General features: G+C 36.9%; 19 protein-coding genes. 3 read left to right on the forward strand and 16 right to left on the reverse strand.

The annotated features are described in order from the left end of the window. Position 1: 1 nt before the first annotated feature. The 3 genes from BW942_RS04550 (at position 2) to BW942_RS04560 (ending at position 4,115) form a co-directional block, all read left to right on the forward strand. On the forward strand, positions 2–1,135 hold the full coding sequence (locus tag BW942_RS04550) for an LIC_12097 family sensor histidine kinase (RefSeq protein ID WP_000096813.1): 1,134 nt from the start codon (positions 2–4) through the stop codon (positions 1,133–1,135). Continuing rightward, positions 1,135–2,127, forward strand: coding sequence for a response regulator transcription factor (locus BW942_RS04555; RefSeq protein ID WP_002969373.1), 993 nt, complete (start codon positions 1,135–1,137; stop codon positions 2,125–2,127). The genes BW942_RS04550 and BW942_RS04555 overlap by 1 nt, the downstream gene beginning before the upstream one ends. 557 nt (positions 2,128–2,684) lie before the next feature. Next, a complete protein-coding gene (locus tag BW942_RS04560; protein ID WP_000252841.1) occupies positions 2,685–4,115 on the forward strand; it encodes an SBBP repeat beta-propeller lipoprotein, LipL53 family in 1,431 nt (476 codons plus the stop codon). Between the two features lie 282 nt (positions 4,116–4,397). Here BW942_RS04560 and BW942_RS04565 read toward each other — a convergent pair whose 3' ends face one another. From BW942_RS04565 to BW942_RS04640, 16 genes are all read right to left on the reverse strand, one after another. Further along, positions 4,398–5,477, reverse strand: coding sequence for an NHL repeat-containing protein (locus BW942_RS04565; RefSeq protein WP_001238533.1), 1,080 nt, complete (start codon positions 5,475–5,477; stop codon positions 4,398–4,400). Continuing rightward, positions 5,474–6,730, reverse strand: a complete 1,257-nt coding sequence (locus BW942_RS04570; RefSeq protein WP_000492632.1) for a nicotinamide-nucleotide amidohydrolase family protein — start codon at positions 6,728–6,730, stop codon at positions 5,474–5,476. Before BW942_RS04570 ends, BW942_RS04565 begins: the two co-directional genes overlap by 4 nt. Beyond that, positions 6,730–8,490: an arginine--tRNA ligase gene (gene argS, locus BW942_RS04575; protein ID WP_000662000.1), complete on the reverse strand. Its 1,761-nt coding sequence runs from the start codon at positions 8,488–8,490 to the stop codon at positions 6,730–6,732. The genes BW942_RS04570 and argS overlap by 1 nt, the downstream gene beginning before the upstream one ends. Next, positions 8,487–8,906, reverse strand: coding sequence for a hypothetical protein (locus tag BW942_RS04580; protein WP_000867456.1), 420 nt, complete (start codon positions 8,904–8,906; stop codon positions 8,487–8,489). Before BW942_RS04580 ends, argS begins: the two co-directional genes overlap by 4 nt. Further along, the gene (locus BW942_RS04585; RefSeq protein WP_000443324.1) at positions 8,893–9,138 is read right to left on the reverse strand and encodes a hypothetical protein; all 246 of its coding nucleotides are present in this window, start codon (positions 9,136–9,138) and stop codon (positions 8,893–8,895) included. The genes BW942_RS04580 and BW942_RS04585 overlap by 14 nt, the downstream gene beginning before the upstream one ends. Beyond that, positions 9,122–9,904 (reverse strand): DNA repair protein RecO, encoded by a 783-nt coding sequence (gene recO, locus BW942_RS04590; RefSeq protein WP_000016451.1) that lies wholly within the window; start codon positions 9,902–9,904, stop codon positions 9,122–9,124. Before recO ends, BW942_RS04585 begins: the two co-directional genes overlap by 17 nt. Then, positions 9,877–10,302, reverse strand: a complete 426-nt coding sequence (gene ybeY, locus BW942_RS04595; RefSeq protein ID WP_000995662.1) for an rRNA maturation RNase YbeY — start codon at positions 10,300–10,302, stop codon at positions 9,877–9,879. Before ybeY ends, recO begins: the two co-directional genes overlap by 28 nt. Before the next feature lie 68 nt (positions 10,303–10,370). Continuing rightward, positions 10,371–12,785, reverse strand: coding sequence for an HD family phosphohydrolase (locus tag BW942_RS04600; protein WP_000097929.1), 2,415 nt, complete (start codon positions 12,783–12,785; stop codon positions 10,371–10,373). 4 nt (positions 12,786–12,789) lie between these two features. Then, on the reverse strand, positions 12,790–13,671 hold the full coding sequence (locus BW942_RS04605; protein WP_000351423.1) for a PhoH family protein: 882 nt from the start codon (positions 13,669–13,671) through the stop codon (positions 12,790–12,792). A 109-nt stretch (positions 13,672–13,780) separates the two neighbouring features. Beyond that, positions 13,781–15,586 (reverse strand): aspartate--tRNA ligase, encoded by a 1,806-nt coding sequence (gene aspS, locus BW942_RS04610; RefSeq protein WP_000683520.1) that lies wholly within the window; start codon positions 15,584–15,586, stop codon positions 13,781–13,783. Between the two features lie 32 nt (positions 15,587–15,618). Next, a complete protein-coding gene (gene dnaB / locus BW942_RS04615; RefSeq protein WP_001190299.1) occupies positions 15,619–16,947 on the reverse strand; it encodes a replicative DNA helicase in 1,329 nt (442 codons plus the stop codon). A gap of 17 nt (positions 16,948–16,964) precedes the next feature. Beyond that, on the reverse strand, positions 16,965–17,414 hold the full coding sequence (rplI, locus tag BW942_RS04620) for a 50S ribosomal protein L9 (protein ID WP_001263864.1): 450 nt from the start codon (positions 17,412–17,414) through the stop codon (positions 16,965–16,967). A gap of 9 nt (positions 17,415–17,423) precedes the next feature. Next, a complete protein-coding gene (gene rpsR / locus BW942_RS04625; protein ID WP_001293444.1) occupies positions 17,424–17,735 on the reverse strand; it encodes a 30S ribosomal protein S18 in 312 nt (103 codons plus the stop codon). Between the two features lie 11 nt (positions 17,736–17,746). After that, complete coding sequence (locus BW942_RS04630) at positions 17,747–18,199, reverse strand: single-stranded DNA-binding protein (RefSeq protein ID WP_001262509.1); 453 nt, start codon at positions 18,197–18,199, stop codon at positions 17,747–17,749. Further along, positions 18,192–18,467 (reverse strand): 30S ribosomal protein S6, encoded by a 276-nt coding sequence (gene rpsF / locus BW942_RS04635; RefSeq protein ID WP_001246923.1) that lies wholly within the window; start codon positions 18,465–18,467, stop codon positions 18,192–18,194. Before rpsF ends, BW942_RS04630 begins: the two co-directional genes overlap by 8 nt. A gap of 64 nt (positions 18,468–18,531) precedes the next feature. Further along, complete coding sequence (locus BW942_RS04640; RefSeq protein ID WP_001983041.1) at positions 18,532–19,683, reverse strand: CapA family protein; 1,152 nt, start codon at positions 19,681–19,683, stop codon at positions 18,532–18,534. Positions 19,684–19,993: the final 310 nt, after the last annotated feature.

The following is a 19,993-nucleotide window of genomic DNA, read 5'->3' on the forward strand; positions in this document are numbered from 1 at the left end:
CATGTCCTCATTGCAGGAAAATCTCCTAGAAAAAACCGGCGAACTTCAAGCCATCTTAGATGGGATTACGGAACCGTTGGTATTGATCGATCCAGGATTTCGTATACGCAGAGTCAATCGATCCACATTGGAATTTTCCAGTCAATCCTCGTTTTTATCCATCATAGGTAAAAAATGTTTCGAAGTTTTATACAATCGTAATGACGTCTGTCCTTACTGCCCGATGAAAGGAATGCAATCGAGCGAAGAAAATTTCAACAGATATTTTGAATACCCCAGATCGGACGTGAACAGAGAAATTTTTCATTCCGTCAAAGGCCAAAAAGAAACTCTCTATCTAGACTTCTATCCTATAGAAAAAGAAGGTAACATAGGTTCCGTTCTTGAAAAGGTAAGTAACATTACCAGAATCAAAGAAAAAGAAGAAGAAAATCTAAGAATTCGAAATTTAGCTTCTTTGGGAATTTTTATTTCCGGTGTCGCACACGAGCTGAACAACCCTCTTACAGGTATGAGTTTAACCCTTCAAAGTCTTTTGAACAATCTCACTTCAATCGATCCTGATTTTTTTCGTAAACGTTTGGATATGATGAAAGAGGATCTAACAAGAGCCGCTATGATCGTCACCGATATTATCAGTTTTGCAAAACCGGACCGATTGGTAACTACAAGCGCGGACATTTATGAAACTATCCAAAAAGCAAGAGAAAATGTGATCTGGGTATATCCAGTACTTTCTAAAAATATTTCTTGGGAAATTTTATGTGAGCCCAGAACCACCTTTCAATTTAATCCAGTAAAACTAGAAAGACTATTTATCAATTTATTTAAGAACTCTTTGCAAGCATTCGATTATGGAGAAGGAAAAATTCGGGTAGAAGTTCGTAAAACCAGAAACATGGTACATATCATCGTAGAAGATAATGCGGGAGGGATTCCGGATAATCTGATCGATAAGATATTTTCTCCTTTTTTTACCAAAAATAAAACCGGAATTGGAACCGGACTTGGACTTTCCATCTGTCATTCTATCGTTCGAGAACACAAAGGAGAACTATCCGTTAAATCCTTTGAAAAGAAAACAAGGTTTAGAGTTTCTTTACCTTTCACACAATATCAAGAGTACATTTCCTGATGTATAATATATTGATCGTTGAAGATATCCATTCGATCCGGGAAGCGATCAAAGATTTACTCTCCGTTAAATACAATATTTTTGACGCTGAAAATTATGACGGAGCGGTAGACATTTTAAAGAGCGAAAAAATTCATCTGGTCATCACAGATATTCGTATGCCGGGTAAAACCGGACTGGATCTGATCAAAACCATACAACATGAATTTCCTCACATTCTTTATACTCTAATGACCGCTTACAATATCAACGACTACATTAATTTTGCATATAAACACGGTATTTGGAATATCATTCCGAAATATTCCTTTTTAGATATTAAATTGATCTCCGTCATGGTTCACAAACTTCTTACTAAGGATATATTTGGAGTAGAAAAATATTTCGGAACCGATTTTGTAATTCAAGAATCGGAACCAGAAGATAAGGATTTTTCGGTTCCTCACCCAAACGGAATCGTATTTAAAAGAATTTATTCGGACGAACAGAGAAATTTTATCTGTAATCGAATTGCCAAGTTTTTGATCGAGAAAGGAGCGCCTAACGCGATCAATCAAATTTTAGAAGAACTAACTTCCAACGCTATGATTCGAGCCCCAAGGGATTCTAAAGGAAATTATAAATACCAATACGAACTACCTTCCCGCGGTCTTGTGATCCCTCTGGAAAACATTCAACTCGCAGAGTCTGATTTTTTTGAAATCGGTTACGGAATTGCCGAAAACACTTTTATCATTGTAATCCGAGATCATTTTGGTTCTTTAGATAAAAAGGAAATTCTAAAACGTTTAGATCGTCATATTACCGTCGACGAAAATACAGGATTCCCTCCAGGTCTCGCCGATTCCCATGGTAGAGGTTTATACATTTGTAGGGAAATTTCTGATCAATTGATTTTTAACATAGAAAAAGATACCAGAACAGAAATCATCGCTTTACTCGATAAACAAGGAAACAAAAGTTATAAATCTCTTTCTATCTACGAAGTTTGAACATTTTCAAATTCGTATAACATGAGTTTAACGTTAAAAATTAAGCTTTTATAAAGAAGTTGTTTTAAAAGCTAAAAGTGTAGGAACTATCACATTTTATTAAAGCTTCAAAAACAATTCTTTTAAGATTTTAGGACAAACTCTTAAATACTGAATACCAAAACATAATTGTTTCTTAAGTTCGATTTTATTTTTTTACGATAAAACAAGCTTTTATGGAACCGATTTATAGGCCGAATCTACATCAACTATCTATAACTTATAAAAAATTACCAAAATCTTCTACTAAAATAGTGTTTTACGATGAAAATTCACAGTATCTTATTTTATAGGGATTAGTAATTATCTCTAACCAATTCAATTATAAACGATGACTAATAGACACACGTTACTTGTTTATCTATTATACAAACGTTATACTCCCTAAGAAACGTAAATTTATTCTTTACTTAAGTATATTAGAAATAGGATAAACTACCCTATTTCTAATTAAACTTCTATCTAAAAAATTCACTTATATCTTATTTAGTTATTATAAAATCTTAGGAGAAATTATCTTGGTTCGTTATTTAATTTTTCTTTTTATTTTATTTTCGAATTGTTTACCTACCAATGTGTTTGGTATAGCGGCCCCCGAAAACATTGATTATTGGATTCATTTTCTACTGAAAATTCCGGATTTTCTTTTACAGAATAACGATCCACTTCACTCAGATTCTCAATCTGACTCAAGATTAGATTGGACCTTATTAATCGGAGCTGAAAATGCTCAAACGGCAAGTAAAGGTATCTACGTAGATCAAAATGGTTTTATCTACGTAGTTGGTGAAACCAATGGAGGTGTTTATAATCCGAGACCAATCGGAATGAAAGATCTCATTTTAGGAAAGTATGATTCTCATAAAAATACAATCTGGACTCAACAAATTGGAGCTATTGACGTAGCATTGAATGTTAGCGCTATGACTGTCGATCATAACGGAAATGTTTACGTTACCGGTAGTACGGGCAATGATGGATTTTTTCCCAACCCACTTCGTAGTTCAGAAGATATGTTCGTAATTAAATTCAACTCGGACGGAACCAGAGATTGGACTACACAAGCCGGCCCACAGGAAAAAGAATCCAGAACAACTCCAACAAGTATTTATATAGATACATCTGGAAATATTTTTGTAGTTGGGTTTTCAAGCGGACCTTTCGGAGGTCCGGAATTAGGGGCGAACGGATTTATAGCTAAATTTGATCCTCAAGGAAATCAAACTTGGGTCAGACAACTTTTCATTAGTAGACATACTCAAATCTCCACACTATGTGCCGCTTTCGACAGAGTTCAAAATACTTATGTAACCGGTTCGGGAAACGCAAATTTTGAAACGAATACAGAGATAAATGACTTCGGCGTGAAAAATCTTTTTATTTTCAAATATGATAACGATAATGGAAACAAACAATTTTTCGCTCAACTTAGTTTCCCTTCAAGATCAATTGAAAGTAATACTATAACAGTTGATACTTTAGGAAACGTTTTTGTAGGTGGAAATAGCAACGCTGATTTTGGATCCGGTGCTGACAGAACGTCTCATCTTGCAACCTTGGTAAAATACAATTCTTTAGGTGTTCTTCAATGGATCCAACAATTAGGCCCGGCACAAAGCCAAGATCCTCAAAATAATTATCATACTACTATTTCTTCTCTAGATACAGATACTGAGGGAAATGTCTATTCAATAGGTTCTACAAATGGAAATATATTAAAAGTACATGAAAACTCTACCGGTATTCGAGATCTATTTTTTACAAAACACAATCCTTCCGGAGAATTAATCTGGTCACGACAAATAGGCGCTCCTAATAGACTTAAAATTGGTAATGGAATAGCACATGACTTAAATGGAAATTTATATTACATGGGGAATACAAACGAATATCTACATGAAGAAGCCGCTGTGCATGACTTATATATATTCATCGTCAAATATAAATGATTACTTTTAGATTTATGTATATTACTGATCTCTAGAAAATTGAGTACCGTTAATTTTATCACAAAACGCTGATTCTATGTAAAATATTAGGTATCTTATTATATAGTTATGAGTAGTATAATTCATCATCAAATGATCGTTTTGAAATGTAAGTGTCCCTATAGATTTTAAACAATGAAAAGCTTATTCAAAAATTTATAACTTAACGAGAATGTAATTTATAAAAACCCTTACATTTGTTAATTATAAATCTACGTTACAGGCTCAAGACGATTCTCTAAATCAAAGATTTCGATAGAGAAATAGTTCTTTTTTTGTCTCTAAGACTACCGAAGCGTTTTTGCCGGAAGGAAAAAATCGCACGGGCAAATCAGAACCACGGATCTTTTCTTTTTTTAGAATTTTCCCTACTTCATCAATAAAAAGGATTTCTTGATTTAACTCGGCAGTAAACCAATTTCCATTGTGATATACCGCTTGATATACACCGTTGTTAGAAGTTCGTTTTAAATTCAGAATTTTTTTCCCGGAAACGTCGTAAAATTCTATACTATTGGGAGTCGAAACAAGTATTTCTCCCGTATTAGAAATTGCTAAATTAAGTTTATGCGGATAAATCGTATCTAAATCAAAGGAAAAAATCTCTTCTCCCTTTTCCCCAAAAACGATCACACTATCTCGGTTTGTATTCAAAAGATGAATCGCAATTTTACTTCCATCCGGCGATAAGGATACACTTTTGGCAAATACTGGATTTTTTTCGGAACCTAGATTTTTCTTGATTTGAATTGCACCTTTCGAATCTAAAACGAACAATTCCCCTCCTGAAAATAAAACTCCAGTTATCAAAGATACGGATGCAAATGTATAGTCCGTCAAAAATCGTCCGTCTATTTTCCCCGCTCCAGTGGTATTTCCATTGATGTCAGAAAGTAGAACTTGGTTATGATCTCCTGCAATGAGTAACACAAGATTTCCAGAAGGGGAGACCCTTGGATAACTTCTATATTCTTTAGTCCAGAGTATCTCTCTCGAAGGAGAATAAAAATTCACCTCGGATCCTATTTTTTTGTATTCTATATATCCTTTTGTATTTAGAGGATATTCAATTTTTATTATATCATCAAATACAACTCCATTTGAAGAAGATAGTGTATAGTAAGAATTTTCATATTTATATCCGTTGATCTCTTCTTCCGGATTCCATAAAAATCTTGGATCGGGAGCCATTCCCGCATGAGCCGATTTAGAAAACGCCCATACTTTCTGTATTCCTATGGCTGTAGGATACGGATTCCCCAGAAAATAAAAAAACAATATTAAAAAAAATAAACCGAATCCAACTACAGATAACAGTCTCATGCCAACCTCTTTAAACGATTGTATAAAAGATAAATTCCGGTATGAGCCGCAAATTCTCGGAAAGAGCTTCTAGGAAAAGGAAAGTAATGTTCGTGAGTTTCCGTTTTCTCATTTTTTTGTCCGATCCCAAAATATACAAGTCCCACTTTTTTTTGTGGAGTTCCTCCACCTGGTCCGGCAATTCCAGTAACACTAATAGAATAATCAACACCAAGAGCGACTAACGCTCCTTCTGCCATTTCTTTTGCGGTTTCCATACTGACGGCCCCAAACTCTTTTAGAGTATTTTTTTTAACTCCTAAAATCCCTTCTTTCACTCCGTTATCGTAGGAAATTACTCCTCCATAAAAATAAGTTGAAGATCCAGGTTTATCCGTAAATATTTTGGAAATTAATCCTCCAGTACAACTTTCTGCCGTTCCTACTGTGATTTTTTTTTCGATCAATAGTTTTGGAAGTTCTTCAAACACATCCAGTGTAGATTTGGGTCCATATATCTCATCTAACTTTTTGAGCAAAAAATCAACTAACGCTCGTTCGTTGGATTGAAAGCTAACACGGATATATCCCCTTTTAGCCGCTACTCCCCATATAACTTTTCCACTCGTCACGGACTCTTCTTTAGATATAAATTCTTTCTGAAACTGAGATTCACTCATCCACCAAATAAATCGAAAACCTGAGTGTAATTCCCGTGTGGAATATTTCTTTAGAATCCAAGTAGAAAACTCCTCTCGAAACATTTCAGTCATTTCTCCAGGTACCCCGGGCATACATCCTAAATGTACGTTTTCTCCAAGAGATACGATAAAACCTGGCGCAATTCCAACTTCATTGTTTAAAATCGTAGAGTCTTTTGGTACGGATATTTGGCGAATCGCAGTCTGTAGCGATTCTTGAAAATTTTTTCCACGTAATTTATAAAACGCCTCTATCCTTTGTCTTGCGACAACACTTTCCACGGAAGACACTCCCTTTAACTTACAAACCACTTCTAGAGTATAATCGTCTTCCGTCGGCCCCAATCCTCCGGTCATAATTAGTAGAACAGGATTCTTCTTTGTAGCAAGAGAGACTAACGTTCTTAGCTCCTCTAAAATTGCTTCTGGATCATCGGGTAAAACGACTAATTTGGAAACTGTAAATCCAATCCCAAAAAGTTCGTTTGCGATCCATGAGGAATTTGTATCTTGACTTCTTCCAGAAGTAAGTTCGGAACCAGTGGATAATATGATGATCTTAGGAGAAAACATCAGTTTTCTTTTTCCATCCTTTCCGGCGCGGAAACTCCAATCAACTTTAGCCCTTCGGCGAGTACATTTTTAGCGGCGAGACATATCCTAGCCAATCCTAAACGTACTTCTTTTGATGCGTCTTTAAGTCTATTATCTTTTGCTAAATAAAAACTTGTAAACGCCTTTGCAAAACTTTGTAGATAGTTCGTAACTCGATGTGGTTCCATCGCATTTGCAGAATCAAATATTTCTTCCGGAAATCTTGCTATCCAAAATAGAAGTCTCTTTCGTTCTTCAGACATTTCTAATATAGCTGCCGCTTCTTTAGAAGTTTGGTCACCCACTTCTTTAAAGATCGAACAGATTCTAGCATGAGCGTATTGAAGATAAAAAACCGGATTTTTATCCGACTCATCTTTAGCAAGATCTAAATCGAAATCAAGCGGAGCGTCTAAAGAACGCATCACAAAAAAATAACGTCCTACGTCTTTGCCGTGTTTTCCTAAAAATCCGATAAGATCACTCATCGTTTGAAAAGAGCCCGCACGCTTACTCATTTTTACTTTTTGTCCGGACTCGAGTAGGTTGACTTGTTGAGAAATAATTACTTTAAAATTTTCTTTTTTATATCCAAGAGATTGTACTGCTCCGGAAAGTCTGGAGATATATCCATGATGATCTGGTCCCCATATATCATAAATTTTATCGTATCCGCGTTCGATTTTATCCTTATGATAAGCAATATCCGCAAGTAAATACGTAGGTCTTCCGTCGTCCCGAACAACGACCCTATCCTTGTCATCGCCGTATTCAGTGGAACGGAACACTTTTTTCCCATCTTCTTGAAATATCTTTCCGGATTTTTCCAAATCTTTCATTACAGAAAGAACCTTGTCCGCTTCGTGTAACGTGCGTTCACTGAAATAGCAATCAAACTCCACTCCAAACGCATCCAAATCCTTTCTTTGCCAAATTAGATTATTTTCTATGGTCCAAACAGCACATAACTCTGCGAGTTCTTTGTATTTTTTTTGTTTTAATAAATTTTCAATCGTTACATTTTTTTTAGGATCTTTTAATAAACTACTTGCAATATCTTTAATATATTCACCTCGATATCCTTCGGCGGGTAATATATTTTTTTCTAAAATAATTTCAATCGGAGTATCATCAGTCGTTTCTTGTTGAGTTCCCTCCTCCCCTTTTAATTCTCGAATTCGAACTAACGTCGAAACTCCTAACAAAAAAACCTGATTTCCATAATCATTGATATAAAATTCTTTATCTACATTGTGACCGATTGCTTTTAAAAGAGAGGCCATCGTATCCCCATTGGCAGCTGCCCTTGCAGACACTATATTGAGCGGGCCAGTCGGATTTGCTGAAACAAACTCTAAGTTGATCTTGAGTGGAAGATCCACTTTCGGAAAATAATTTCCAGAAAGAACAGAGGTTTCTATATAATTTAGAAGAAATGAAGTGGAAATCCTGAAATTTACAAAACCAGGTGGAGTAAAATCCACTTTTTCAAAAAGGTCAGTTCGTTTTTGTAGAATTTCTACCAATTCCTTAGATACTTGAATTGGGTTTCTTTTTAGTAATTTAGAATTTTCTAATGCAAATGAAGTAGAATAATCCCCAAACTTTTCATCTCTAGAGTATTCAATTTTAATTTTGAAAGCTTCTTTTTCAACCTCTGGAAATGAGCTGATTAAAGAATTAACACTTTCTTCTAGTGTTTTTAATACGATTTGTTTCAGTGTTTCATTTTCTTTCATATGTCGAGCGATCCATAGAGAGCGAGACAAACATAAGCGTTAGCGTTGTTTCTCTGCGTAGCTGAGATGAGCGATCTTTCATAAAATGTGGGAACTACCACTTTATTTAAATTCCACTGTAAAATGTGAGAACTACCACTTATCTCAGTAAAACCAGGTCCGGGAAGCACACAAAAGTATTTCCCGGCGAGGGGGTAGCGTAAGACGCGTTTCAAGTAATTAGGGGTTAATAAATAGGTTTTAGGTCGATTGCGAATAAATTCGTATAACGCGTCTGAAGCGAGGGGGACTCTTCCCCCATCGAATCTTTTTGTTTTGATTTCTTTCATAAAAATTACTTTATCGATAAAAACGATCTTTTCGAGTTTTATACAAACCCGTCTTTTAAGACTTGAATTGATTTTATTTACCTTCATAGAAAATGTTTTTCTTCCGTAAATTTTCCCAACTTACTTCTAATTCTCTGAATACCATTTTTTTCAAATCCATCGTAGAAACAAGTATTGATCTTTTTCCACGATCCTCACTTTTTTCTACAACCGAAATTTGAACTGGAACTTTTTGATCCCAACGAATATCCAGTATCGTAAAGAACAAAAGCACGCAGAAATAAAAGATAAAAAGCATCGTCTTAAGAAAACTTTCCAAGATTTTCTCCAAGCGCTTCGTATAAGGTCGGCGCAGATTTTAATTTCTTTCTTAAAATTGGTTCGAGCATTTGATTACAAATTCTGTCTAAGTCCAGAATGTTTTCAACGGATATTTCTCTTTCTTTTAAGTCTCGAAACCTAAGCATCAAAAACGTTTGAATCCATTGCACACAACCTAAATCATTTCTGTCTCCGTAAAGACAATTTCCACAGATCAATTCCAGCGGAGTAGTTTGTAATGTAACGAATGTCATCTCTTTCAACTCAGCCCCGCAAGAATGACATATCAGTTCCTTAGAAAGAAATCCTCCAGATACAAGAAGACGTAATTTAAAAAAAGGTAAAATTAAAATAGAAATACCATTTTCTTCTAATTCTTCCAAAGCCCCAAACAATAAACGAAACTCTCCTGGATGTTCAGCTCCATCTGGCGTAAATGAAGATGCAAGTTCCACGAGATAAGATACGAGTACAGTTCCTAAATAACCAGACTTAGCGCGGTCAAATCGATTGATTAGAGAAATCTCTTTTACGTTATGCGTCTCTTTATTTTTGGAATGATAATAATCCACATCCGAAAGCGAACCTGGCTCTACAGAAGCGATTGGTCTAGTTTTACTTTTCCGAATTCCACGAATGCGAAAATTTTCCACAGAACCAGCTTCAGGAAGCAAACGAATGAGCGCGTCTCCTTCCTGAATCGTTTTAGATTCTAATACAATTCCTCGGATTTTTTTCAGAGCCCCTGGAGAATTTCCAGACATTCGTCTTCCTTCAATTTCATAATGTGTTCCTCTTTATCTCCCCGTTCGTGATCATAACCTAAGAGATGTAAAAATCCGTGAACCAATAATCGATAAAACTCGTCTTTTTCGGAATGACCAATTTCTTTTGCTTGTTTTTGAAGTGTATCTATTGAAATTACAATTTCGCCTAACGCAACTGGTGGAAACATTTTCTGATCAGAACTAGTATTTTTTGGAAGTATCTTTTGTAAGGGAGAAAAATCAAACTCCAAAGGAAAAGAAAGTACGTCCGTGGTTTTATCTTTTCCACGACGTAGACGATTGATTTCCTTCATATCCGAATCTCCAACAAGCAAAAGACTCAGTTCACACTCAGAATCATTCAATTCTTTACGAAAAAGAATCTTACAATTCATAAGTACTTCTGATTCATTCCACCAAAAAATTTCCCCATAGTCATTGGAGATAGAAACTAAATCAGAAATCAGTTTGTTTTCCCCGAAATGTTTTTAATCTGTTTGTGTCCGTTCTCCACCGCATTCTTTTTTTCTAATGCTTTGGTGGCTTCCATACTAGGATATTTAGGTCTAGAATGAAGACTAGACAACAACACTTCCTTAAACGAAGCCTTGATTACTTCTAGATCGCCTAAGGTCAGCCCACATTCGTCTAACTGATTTTCAGAGAGTTTAATTCCTATAATTTTAGTAATCAGATTATCCAAAGATTCCGGAGTAATTTCGTCCAAAGAACGAGAAGCGGCTTCAAGAGAATCCGCAATCATTACGATAGCGGTTTCTTTTCTCTGCGGTTTGGGTCCTGGATATTGAAAATCCTGTTTTTTTAATTTCTTTTTTTGAGTAGGCGAAAGTTCAGACAAAGCCTTGTGATAAAAAAACGCCATCGTGGAAGTTCCGTGATGTTCCGGAATAAAATCGATTACCTCTCTCGGAAGCCTTGCCTTCTTTGCCATCTCAATTCCGTCTAACACGTGATCGATGACAATTTTTGCTGCAAGCGCCGGATTATTTTTATCTATATTTTCTTTTTTGGGAATCAAATGCTGATTCTCCACAAAAAACCCTGCGTTTGGAATTTTACCTATATCGTGAAAATACACTCCTACCCTAGTCAATAACCAATCCAAACCTAAATTCTGACAGGCCCGTTCCGAAAGAGCAGCGACCATAAAAGTATGTGTATATGTAGAAGGCGCCTTAGTAAGTAAATCCTGTAACAACGGATGTCCCGTATCTGCTAGTTCCATCAATTTAAAACGAGTAGGAACATTGAATAAATACTCATAGATAGGAAGTAAAAACTGTGCGGCTGTAGAACAGGCAAAACCGTTTATCAGACAAAGAACATATAATTTGAATATATTCGATTCGATCAAATCCTTGATCCAAGAACCGCTTGGAATCGCCACCCAATAGTTACGAGAATCAAAAAGATAACCACTAGACGCGATGATGATCTGAACCCCCGAAATATATAAACCTGCTTTGATAAAATCGATCCGTTTTTTAAGATTTCTACCGTAGCTAGCAGATACAATACAAGAAACAAACCCTAACATAAACGAAGTAGGATTATAATGAGAGGCCATAAAAATGAAAAAGGAAAGATAAAACCCAATAGCAATCGAAAGTTGTTCGTCGTAGATAAAACTGATAATCAAACAAACCATTCCAACAGGAACAAACAGAGCAAAATAAAAAATAGAATCGTATTTAGTTTCAAAATTAAAAAAGATCTTAGAAGCAACCGTACAACTCAATACCAAAACCCAGATTAGAGAAAAAACGATCACGTTACTCGAAACGTCGTTCAAACGTTTTGGATTGTACTTTTTAAGAAAAATATAGATGATAACTACAAATACAGTCTGAATGAGTAAAATAGAAACGATAGAAGCAAAGTTTGCCCGTGTAGCATAAGTGTTTACAATCTGCAACTTTTTGAATATTTCGGGAGTAATAATTTCTCCTGATTTAACGATTACCTCTCCGGCCAAAATTCTAGAATTGATCGGCTCCGCCCTATCCGCGGCAAATTGTTTGGCGGAAAGAGTTTCTTCCGAATTATAAGAACAGGAAGGATTAGAATAGATATAACTTAAGGAAATTTTCTGAATAATCGGAAGTATTTCGGAGTCCATACGGGAAAGTTTTTCCTGAGCCATACGATTGAGCGTATTGACTGTATCTGGATCTCTATATAAAAATGATCTAGGAATTACATAAGCACCTTCTAAATTAGAAATTTGCTCCTTGATTCCTTGATTACGTACTCTCGCGCCCGAAGTTTTTAAAGCGGCGTAGTCCGGAGGTAAATCGCGTAATATACAAAAAGAAGAAAATACTAAATTAGAATATTGTTGAATAAGATCCTTAAGTTTTCCTTTACCTGGAATTTTATATAAAAGTTCAATCTCTTCTTTAGAACGGTTTTTCCAACGAGGAACCACGCTTAAAAGTTCCGGATAAATCCTACCTTCCGCGCTTGGTTTGAAGGAACGAAAATTCTCCATATCCTCTTGAATGAAATTATTGATCTGTTCTTGTAAAACCCCAAAGTCTCGATCAAAAACAAAAGGAGCAGATTGATAAGCGGTTAGTTTTTTTGCCTTGGTTTTATCCTCGTCCTCATAGACAATTTCTTTGGCGGAGATGATTTTTTCAGGCGCAGTTTTACCTTCCGAATACAATCCATCCGGAGAAAGATCCATCTTATCCTGACCAAAAAACGGAATGGCAAGCATCCAAGTAACAGTCAAAAGAGTAATAAGAACTAAAACGATTTGAAATCTTCGTACAAACCAAATCGAACGGACCCTAGTAAGGGTATCCGTAATCCAAGCCATAGCAGACTCGACCTGTTCTCCCGGACTGGACATACGATTACAACTCCTCGAATTTACGAACGATCACTTCCACAAGAGGATGTCTGGTAATGTCTTCTTTACCAAAAAAGACCATTCCAATTTGATCTGTGTTTTTAAATAAAGTCACCACTTTTTCCAACCCAGAACGTCCATGATCCAAATCAATTTGAGTAGAATCACCAGAAATGCACATTCTAGAATTTCTTCCTAAACGAGTCATAATCATCTTAAGTTGTGCCAGAGTACAATTCTGTGCCTCATCCAAAATGATAAACGCATTAGAAAGAGTCCTACCTCGCATAAAAGCAACAGGAGCAATTTCGATTTTAGTTAAAGAGATATACTCTTGAGTCTTTTCTGCCCCGATACATTCTCCCAAAGCGTCATAAACCGGACGTAAATAAGGGTCCACTTTTTGATTGAGATCTCCTGGTAAAAAACCTAAATTTTCACCCGCTTCAACTGCGGGTCTAGTTAGAATGATCTTATCGATAGTACCACTTTGCAAAAAACGACAAGCGGTCGCGACCGAAAGAAACGTTTTTCCGGTTCCGGCAGGACCTAATGCAAACGTGATCAAATTTTCCTGAAAAGATCTGAAATAAATTTCCTGATTTCTAGTTCGAGGAAAAATATGTTTTCCTCGATACGTGGTGAGAATTTTATCACTCGGCTTCCAAGGGGTAATTCTTTCCGGTTCGGTTTCCCTCGCCTTCTTTTTGCGAAGCTCCTTACCTGCATCTTTTAGAATATAAGCAAAATCGAATGAATCGATAAAATCCCGATCGGGACGTTCTAAGTAATTAGCTTCTAACTTTTTAAAGAAATCTAATGCAAATTCTACTTTTGCGGATTCACCCTCAATCTGAAAACCGTTTCCTCTCGGAATAATATCCATCTCGAGTTGTTTTTCGAGAATTTTGACACCTTCGTCGTTGATACCACAGACCTTACGATACAGATCCTGATTCTCGAAGTTAAACTGTTCTTTGCGCGTGGAAATAAGTTTATACCTTTGCGAGTTTGATCTTCAATTCCTGAAGTTGTTTCTCTTCAACGGGAGAAGGACATTCACTCATCAGACAAAGACCTTTTTGAGTTTTAGGAAAAGCGATCACGTCCCGAATTGATTTTCCTCCGGTGAGAAGCATCAACATACGATCGATACCAAACGCCAAACCACCGTGAGGTGGGGCACCAAATTCGAGGGCTTCCAGCAGAAACCCAAATTTCTCTTTGGCTTCTTCTTCGTTAATCCCCAAAACCTGAAACACTTTGTTTTGAATCTCTTTAGAATGAATCCTAATCGAACCACCTCCGATTTCAACTCCGTTCATCACAAGATCATACGCTTTTGCCGTGGCATTTCCTGCGTTTTTTTGTAAGGTTTCCATAGATTCAAAAAATGGAATACTCTCATCCGAAGGAGAAGTAAACGGATGATGAAGTGCATCCCAACGTTTATGGTCTTTATTCCATTCGAACATAGGAAAATCCACAATCCAAGTGATGTTGATTTCATTTTCTTTAGGAGTTTCAAAACGTTCTGAAAGTTTCAAACGAAGAGCACCTAATGAATGATTGACGATCTCCCTTTCGTCCGCCCCGAAAAAAAGCATATCTCCTTCTTTAGAACCACACGCCTTAGAGATGGCCTCTAATTCTTCTTTTTTAAAACGTTTTGTAATGGTGGATTCCAAACCTTCGGTTCCGTGTTTCATATACGCAAGACCCTTGGCTTTATAGTCCCTGTTTAACCACGCGGTATAATCTTCGATTTCTTTTCTAGAAATGATAGATCCACCCGGGACACAAACCACCTTAACGGTTCCACCGTTTTTTACGGCACCAGCAAAAACATTGAAGTCACAATCTTTTACAATTTCAGAAACATCCACGAGTTTCATACCAAAACGAAGATCTGGCTTGTCAGAACCGTATTCTTCCATAGCGGTATTATAAGTCATTCTTGGAAAAGGAATGGAAAGTTGAATATTAAAAACTTCTTTATAAATCGTCTCAACAAGTCCTTCAATTTCGGAAAGAATTTCTTCCTGGCTAACAAAAGAAAACTCCATATCTAACTGAGTAAACTCAGGTTGTCTATCCGCGCGTAAATCCTCGTCTCTAAAACACTTTACGATCTGAAAATAACGTTCCATACCTCCGACCATTAAAATTTGTTTAAAGATTTGAGGGGACTGAGGAAGGGCATAAAATTGATTTGGATTGAGTCTAGAAGGAACTAAAAAATCCCTCGCACCTTCTGGAGTAGACTTGTTTAAGATAGGAGTTTCTATTTCTACAAACTTACGTTTGTTAAGATAATTACGAATTGCGAATATAAACTCGTGTCTTTTGATCATCCGGTTTTTAAGTTCTTCTCTTCTAAAATCCAAATAACGATATTTTAATTTTAATTCTTCGGAAACTTCATCAAACTCATCTAAAGAAAACGGAGGAGTTTTGGCAACATTCAAAATCTCTAATTGATCCAGAACCACTTCGATCGTCCCGGTTTGCATTCTAGGATTGATAGATTCTAAATCTCTTTTTTTAAGAGTACCTCTGACCGCCAAAACGTATTCAGAACGAACCTTTTCTGCAAGAGTGAAAGAATCTCCCAGAAGTTCTTTACGAGCCACAACTTGAATGATACCGGTTCTATCTCTAAGATCGATAAAGATCACACCACCTTGATCTCTAAAACGAAAAGACCAGCCAAAAAGAACGATCTGTTTACCTTCTTGAGATTCGTTTAATTCTCCAGCCCAAGAACGATTTTTATAATTTTCCTGAATCCAATGTTTCAATGATTTCTGTTTCCTATCAAAAACTTATAAAATTAATCTATATTATCAAATCTGCTAAGCTCGGGCCTAAAAGCAAGATGAAAAGAACCAATAGGACCAGAACGATTTTTAGCGATGATAATTTCCGCCTTACCTCTCATCTCCGGACTGATTTCGTCTTCTCCTTTTACTTTTTCTTCTCGATAGATAAAAGAAACGATATCCGCGTCTTGTTCGATTGCACCTGACTCCCGTAAGTCGGAGAGTTGAGGTTTTTGATCCTTAGATCTCTGCTCCACCGCACGAGACATCTGAGAAAGAGCGATGATAGGACATCTGGCTTCTTTTGCCATTTGTTTAAGAGAACGAGAAATGGAAGCTACCTCTTGCTGACGACCACCGTCTTTATTTTTAGGATCGCTCATAAGTTGTAGATAGTCCACAACGATAAGACCAATCTTTTCGGTGGTCAAAAGTTTACGAACCCTACCTTTAAAATCGTCTATCGTCAAACCACCAGAATCGTCTATGTAGATCGGAGCAGCAGTAACACGAACGATAGATTCTAAAAGTTTAGGAGCGTCTGCTCTGGTAAGTTCCGATTTTTTCAGTTTCATCGATTCTACTTGGGAATCGGCACAAACCATCTTGAGGAGAAGTTCAATCCGACTCATCTCTAAAGAAAATATAACAACCGGTTGATTGTACACCAAAGCCACGTTAGACGCTATGTTCAGAGCAAATGTAGTTTTACCGTTACCGGGACGAGCCGCCAAAATCATCAGTTCGTGTTCTTTCAGACCAGAAGTGGCTTCGTCTAACTTAGTAAAATTGGTGCGAAGACCGGTGATCTGTCCCCGATTTTTCATGATTTCCATGATGTAATCGGAAAGAGCGGCCTTATCAGAGGAGACCGGAAGAAGACCCTTAGCGTCTATGTTTCTGGAAATTTCGGTAAGATTTTTTTCAACCGTATTAAAAACGGATTCGTTGTCTCCAGGTTCTTTGCGGATCAGTTCCAAAGATTCTTGAAGAATCTTGGAATACATTCTTCTTTCGGAAAAACGTTTGATCCTAACCGCGTAGTAAGCAAGTGGTTGAGTAACTACCGTGTCTCGGTAAAGAGAATAGATATAATTAAATTCTTTTTCTTCGTCTTTGAGAAGAGAGTTTTCTTTGAGAAAGTTTAAAACAGAAACCGGATCAATAGTAATCCGTTTGTCTACAAGATCTCCGATTGCTCGATAAACTCTTCTATGCAGATCTACATAAAAGTCTTCCGGAGCAACCGGAATGTCGATTAGATTATCTGCTCCTTTAAGAAGCAAGAATCCTAAAAAGGCTTTTTCGGATTCCGGTTCATATAAGGAGTCGGACTGCATGGTCCCTTAAATAAAAATTACTCTTCTTCTTTTTTAACGTGTAGAGTAATTGTAGGTTGAATTCCCTCTGCAAGACGAATCTTGATTTTATAGGAACCTAAATTACGGATTGGCTCAGCGATTTCGATTTTTCTTTTATCCAATTCGAAGCCGTTCTTTTTCAGAATAGAGGCCACGTCGATCGGAGTTACGGCTCCGAATAACTTCTCTCCTCCACCGGTTTTTACTAGAATCTCGTATTCTTTACCGTTCAGATTCCCGCCCACGTCTTCCATCGCTTTTTTACGTTTTTCTCTTTTGAGTTCACCTAACTTCTTTTGGTGAAGAGCGGCTTTTGTATTTCCTTCGTTAGCACGAACCGCAAGTCTTTTAGGAAAAAGAAAGTTTCTAGCATAACCGTCTGCAACTTCCTTTAGATCTCCTGCATCTCCTAAATTAATAACGTCTTTTTGTAAGATCACTCTCATGTTCGTACCTCAATTTACCTTGTAAGGTAGAAGACCGATACTTCTCGCCTTGCGAATTTCTCGTGCAAGAACCCTTTGATAACGAGCGCTGGTTCCGGTAATTCTTCTAGGAATGATTTTACCACGATTGGTAATAAATCTTTCCAAAAGTTCGATATTCTTATAATTGATTTGTTTGGCAAGCTCTGGATCTGCAGTAAAACGGCAGACTTTTTTCTTGTATTTATTCTGTTTTCTCTGTGGTTTCCCTTCCATTTCTGCGGAAAGGTCACCTTGCTCCGGTCTTTCGGAACGTTCTTCTTTAATTTCATTCTCGCTCATAAATTACCTCATTAAAACGGTATGTCGTCGTCACCACCATCCGCTGCGGCGTTATAGTATTCCGGAGAAGATGGATATGAATTTCCTCCAGCAGATGCTGGAGAAGAGGAAACAGAAGATCCACTTGAAGAATCGTCTTTAGAACCTAGAAGTTGAAAATTCTCTACAACAATCCGGATTCGAGACGCTTTTTTTCCTTCTGGAGTTTCCCATGTATCTTGTTTCAATCTTCCTTCAATAGCAATCTGCTTTCCTTTTTTGCAGTATTGTTGAATAATATCAGCCGGTTTTCCCCAGACTTCACAATCGAAAAAGTGGGACTCTTCTCTTTTTTCTCCGTTAGACACATAGGTTCTACCATTTGCTAAGGAAAAGTTTACCAAAGAGGTTCCATTGATCGATTTGAATTCAGGGTCGCGCGTGAAACGCCCGACTAAAGTTACTCTATTAATATCATTAGCCATGGAGGCGAACGACCATAGAACGAAGAATATTTTGATTGATTAAGAATTCCTTTTCCACTTTTTCAATGGCGTTTGGATCTGCGCTACATTTATAGTGGTGAAAGATTCCCTGTTCTTCATGTTTAATCGGATGCCAGAGTTTTCTTTGGCCCCAATCTTCTTCGGCTGTGACGCTCACGGAATGTTTTTTCAAAGTTTCCTGAATTTCGGACTTTGCAACTTCCCGAGAGCTCACACGTGTAATTGTGGTGAGTTCGTAGTTTCTCAAAAGTTTCTCCTATGGTTATAGCCCGTCTGCGGTTTGCGACGAGCAGAAGAACCGATAATTTAGCCTATTTTTTGCGTTTAGAGACAGGGGTCAAGGTAGAATTTGTCGGAAGATCTAGAAAGGCTCTATCTCCTTCTACCCTGAGTTTTGTTCCCAGTTCAGCAGAAAGAACTGCAATTTCATGTAAGAACTCCTGTGCTTCTACTCCCTTTACAGGTCGGATCTTATGATCTTCTTTTTGGAATTTTCCGAAAATAGGTACCAGCTCAACACGTTCTAAATGATTATTACGAATATGCAAAATAGCGATCAAATTGTGATTGAGGTAAGAATTTCTACTTCCAAAAATCAAATTTCCTAAAGAATACAAAATCACCCCTCCTTTATAAACTTCCACACCCTGAGGAATATGAGGATGATGACCGATCACTATCTTTACGCCGGAATCGATCAAGGATCTCGCTATTTTTCTTTGATCTGAGGTCGGAAACGGAGAATATTCCACACCCCAGTGTAAAGAAACAATACGAACCGGAGTAGAATGATTTTTAGGAAGAATATTTTTTTCAAAAAACGTAGCTCTCAAAGAAGGAAATAAAAAAGGAGCCACTCCAGATCTTGTCGCAGTAGCATAGTGAGTCTGTTCGGCGATTGCGGTCACGGAATGGATTCGCAGATCCGAACCTTTTAGATTTAGATTTAAAGGTTCTAAGACTTCAGGAAGTTTTTTTCCCGCGCCTACAAATAAAATATTATTTTTATTTAATATATCTAAAGTCTCGTTCATTCCTTGTTGCCCATGATCAAAGGAATGATTATTTCCTAAAAATACCATATCCACTCCCAAATATTTGAGAGAATTTAAATCTTTTTCGTGGGCCGTAAATATATAAGCTTTTTTAGATTCTTCCGTCTTAGAAGCAACTATCGGAGTTTCCAAATTGATCATTCTAAAGTCTGCTTCATTAAAAAGTGGTCTAAGACCTTCTACCGGCGCAATCTCTCCGTGTTTACGAATTGTATCCCGAATACCCCAATTGAACATAACGTCTCCTCCAGCAAGTAACTTGAGAAGCCCTGGATCTTGATTATGATCTGGGTGTAAAACGGAATCGATCTTGTCTTGAAGAGTCTCAAAAGTAGATGATGAATTGACCTGAGAATTTTCGGTACTAGACTCCTTTAAAAATCCAGGAAGACAGGAAAGAAGTCCCAATCCGCAGAAGAAGCAGAATCCAAAAAGCTTCAGTATTAAAATTCGAAACCTTCGAAGAATCGGGAACAAAAAAAGCACTGGTGCTAAACTATTCCATTCGCTTAGGATTGGAAAGATTTTTTTTCGAGAGAATCGCCTTTTACTTTCTCTGCGTTTGAAAAATTCAAATCAAAATCTAAATAGAAGTCATCCAGAAACCAAAATAAACAGATCGAATCTTGGTTGAACTCTCCAATCAAACATAAAAAATTAAACGGAACGGGATTCGAAAGGACGCCAATTTACAAACGGAATTACATCAAAATTTGTA

Source organism: Leptospira interrogans, assembly GCF_900156205.1.
GTDB lineage: Bacteria > Spirochaetota > Leptospiria > Leptospirales > Leptospiraceae > Leptospira > Leptospira interrogans.

What these genes read in the sequence shown, in the direction of transcription:
- BW942_RS04605 (WP_000351423.1), bottom strand. Translation starts at nt 13,671, where the DNA reads ATGGATATTATTCCGAGAGGAAACGGTTTTCAGATTGAGGGTGAATCC.
- BW942_RS04570 (WP_000492632.1), bottom strand. Translation starts at nt 6,730, where the DNA reads ATGTTTTCTCCTAAGATCATCATATTATCCACTGGTTCCGAACTTACT.
- BW942_RS04630 (WP_001262509.1), bottom strand. Translation starts at nt 18,199, where the DNA reads ATGGCTAATGATATTAATAGAGTAACTTTAGTCGGGCGTTTCACGCGC.
- rplI (WP_001263864.1), bottom strand. Translation starts at nt 17,414, where the DNA reads ATGAGAGTGATCTTACAAAAAGACGTTATTAATTTAGGAGATGCAGGA.
- BW942_RS04550 (WP_000096813.1), top strand. Translation starts at nt 2, where the DNA reads ATGTCCTCATTGCAGGAAAATCTCCTAGAAAAAACCGGCGAACTTCAA.
- BW942_RS04555 (WP_002969373.1), top strand. Translation starts at nt 1,135, where the DNA reads ATGTATAATATATTGATCGTTGAAGATATCCATTCGATCCGGGAAGCG.
- rpsR (WP_001293444.1), bottom strand. Translation starts at nt 17,735, where the DNA reads ATGAGCGAGAATGAAATTAAAGAAGAACGTTCCGAAAGACCGGAGCAA.
- BW942_RS04580 (WP_000867456.1), bottom strand. Translation starts at nt 8,906, where the DNA reads ATGAAGGTAAATAAAATCAATTCAAGTCTTAAAAGACGGGTTTGTATA.
- BW942_RS04600 (WP_000097929.1), bottom strand. Translation starts at nt 12,785, where the DNA reads ATGTCCAGTCCGGGAGAACAGGTCGAGTCTGCTATGGCTTGGATTACG.
- BW942_RS04565 (WP_001238533.1), bottom strand. Translation starts at nt 5,477, where the DNA reads ATGAGACTGTTATCTGTAGTTGGATTCGGTTTATTTTTTTTAATATTG.
- recO (WP_000016451.1), bottom strand. Translation starts at nt 9,904, where the DNA reads ATGTCTGGAAATTCTCCAGGGGCTCTGAAAAAAATCCGAGGAATTGTA.
- ybeY (WP_000995662.1), bottom strand. Translation starts at nt 10,302, where the DNA reads ATGAATTGTAAGATTCTTTTTCGTAAAGAATTGAATGATTCTGAGTGT.
- dnaB (WP_001190299.1), bottom strand. Translation starts at nt 16,947, where the DNA reads ATGCAGTCCGACTCCTTATATGAACCGGAATCCGAAAAAGCCTTTTTA.
- argS (WP_000662000.1), bottom strand. Translation starts at nt 8,490, where the DNA reads ATGAAAGAAAATGAAACACTGAAACAAATCGTATTAAAAACACTAGAA.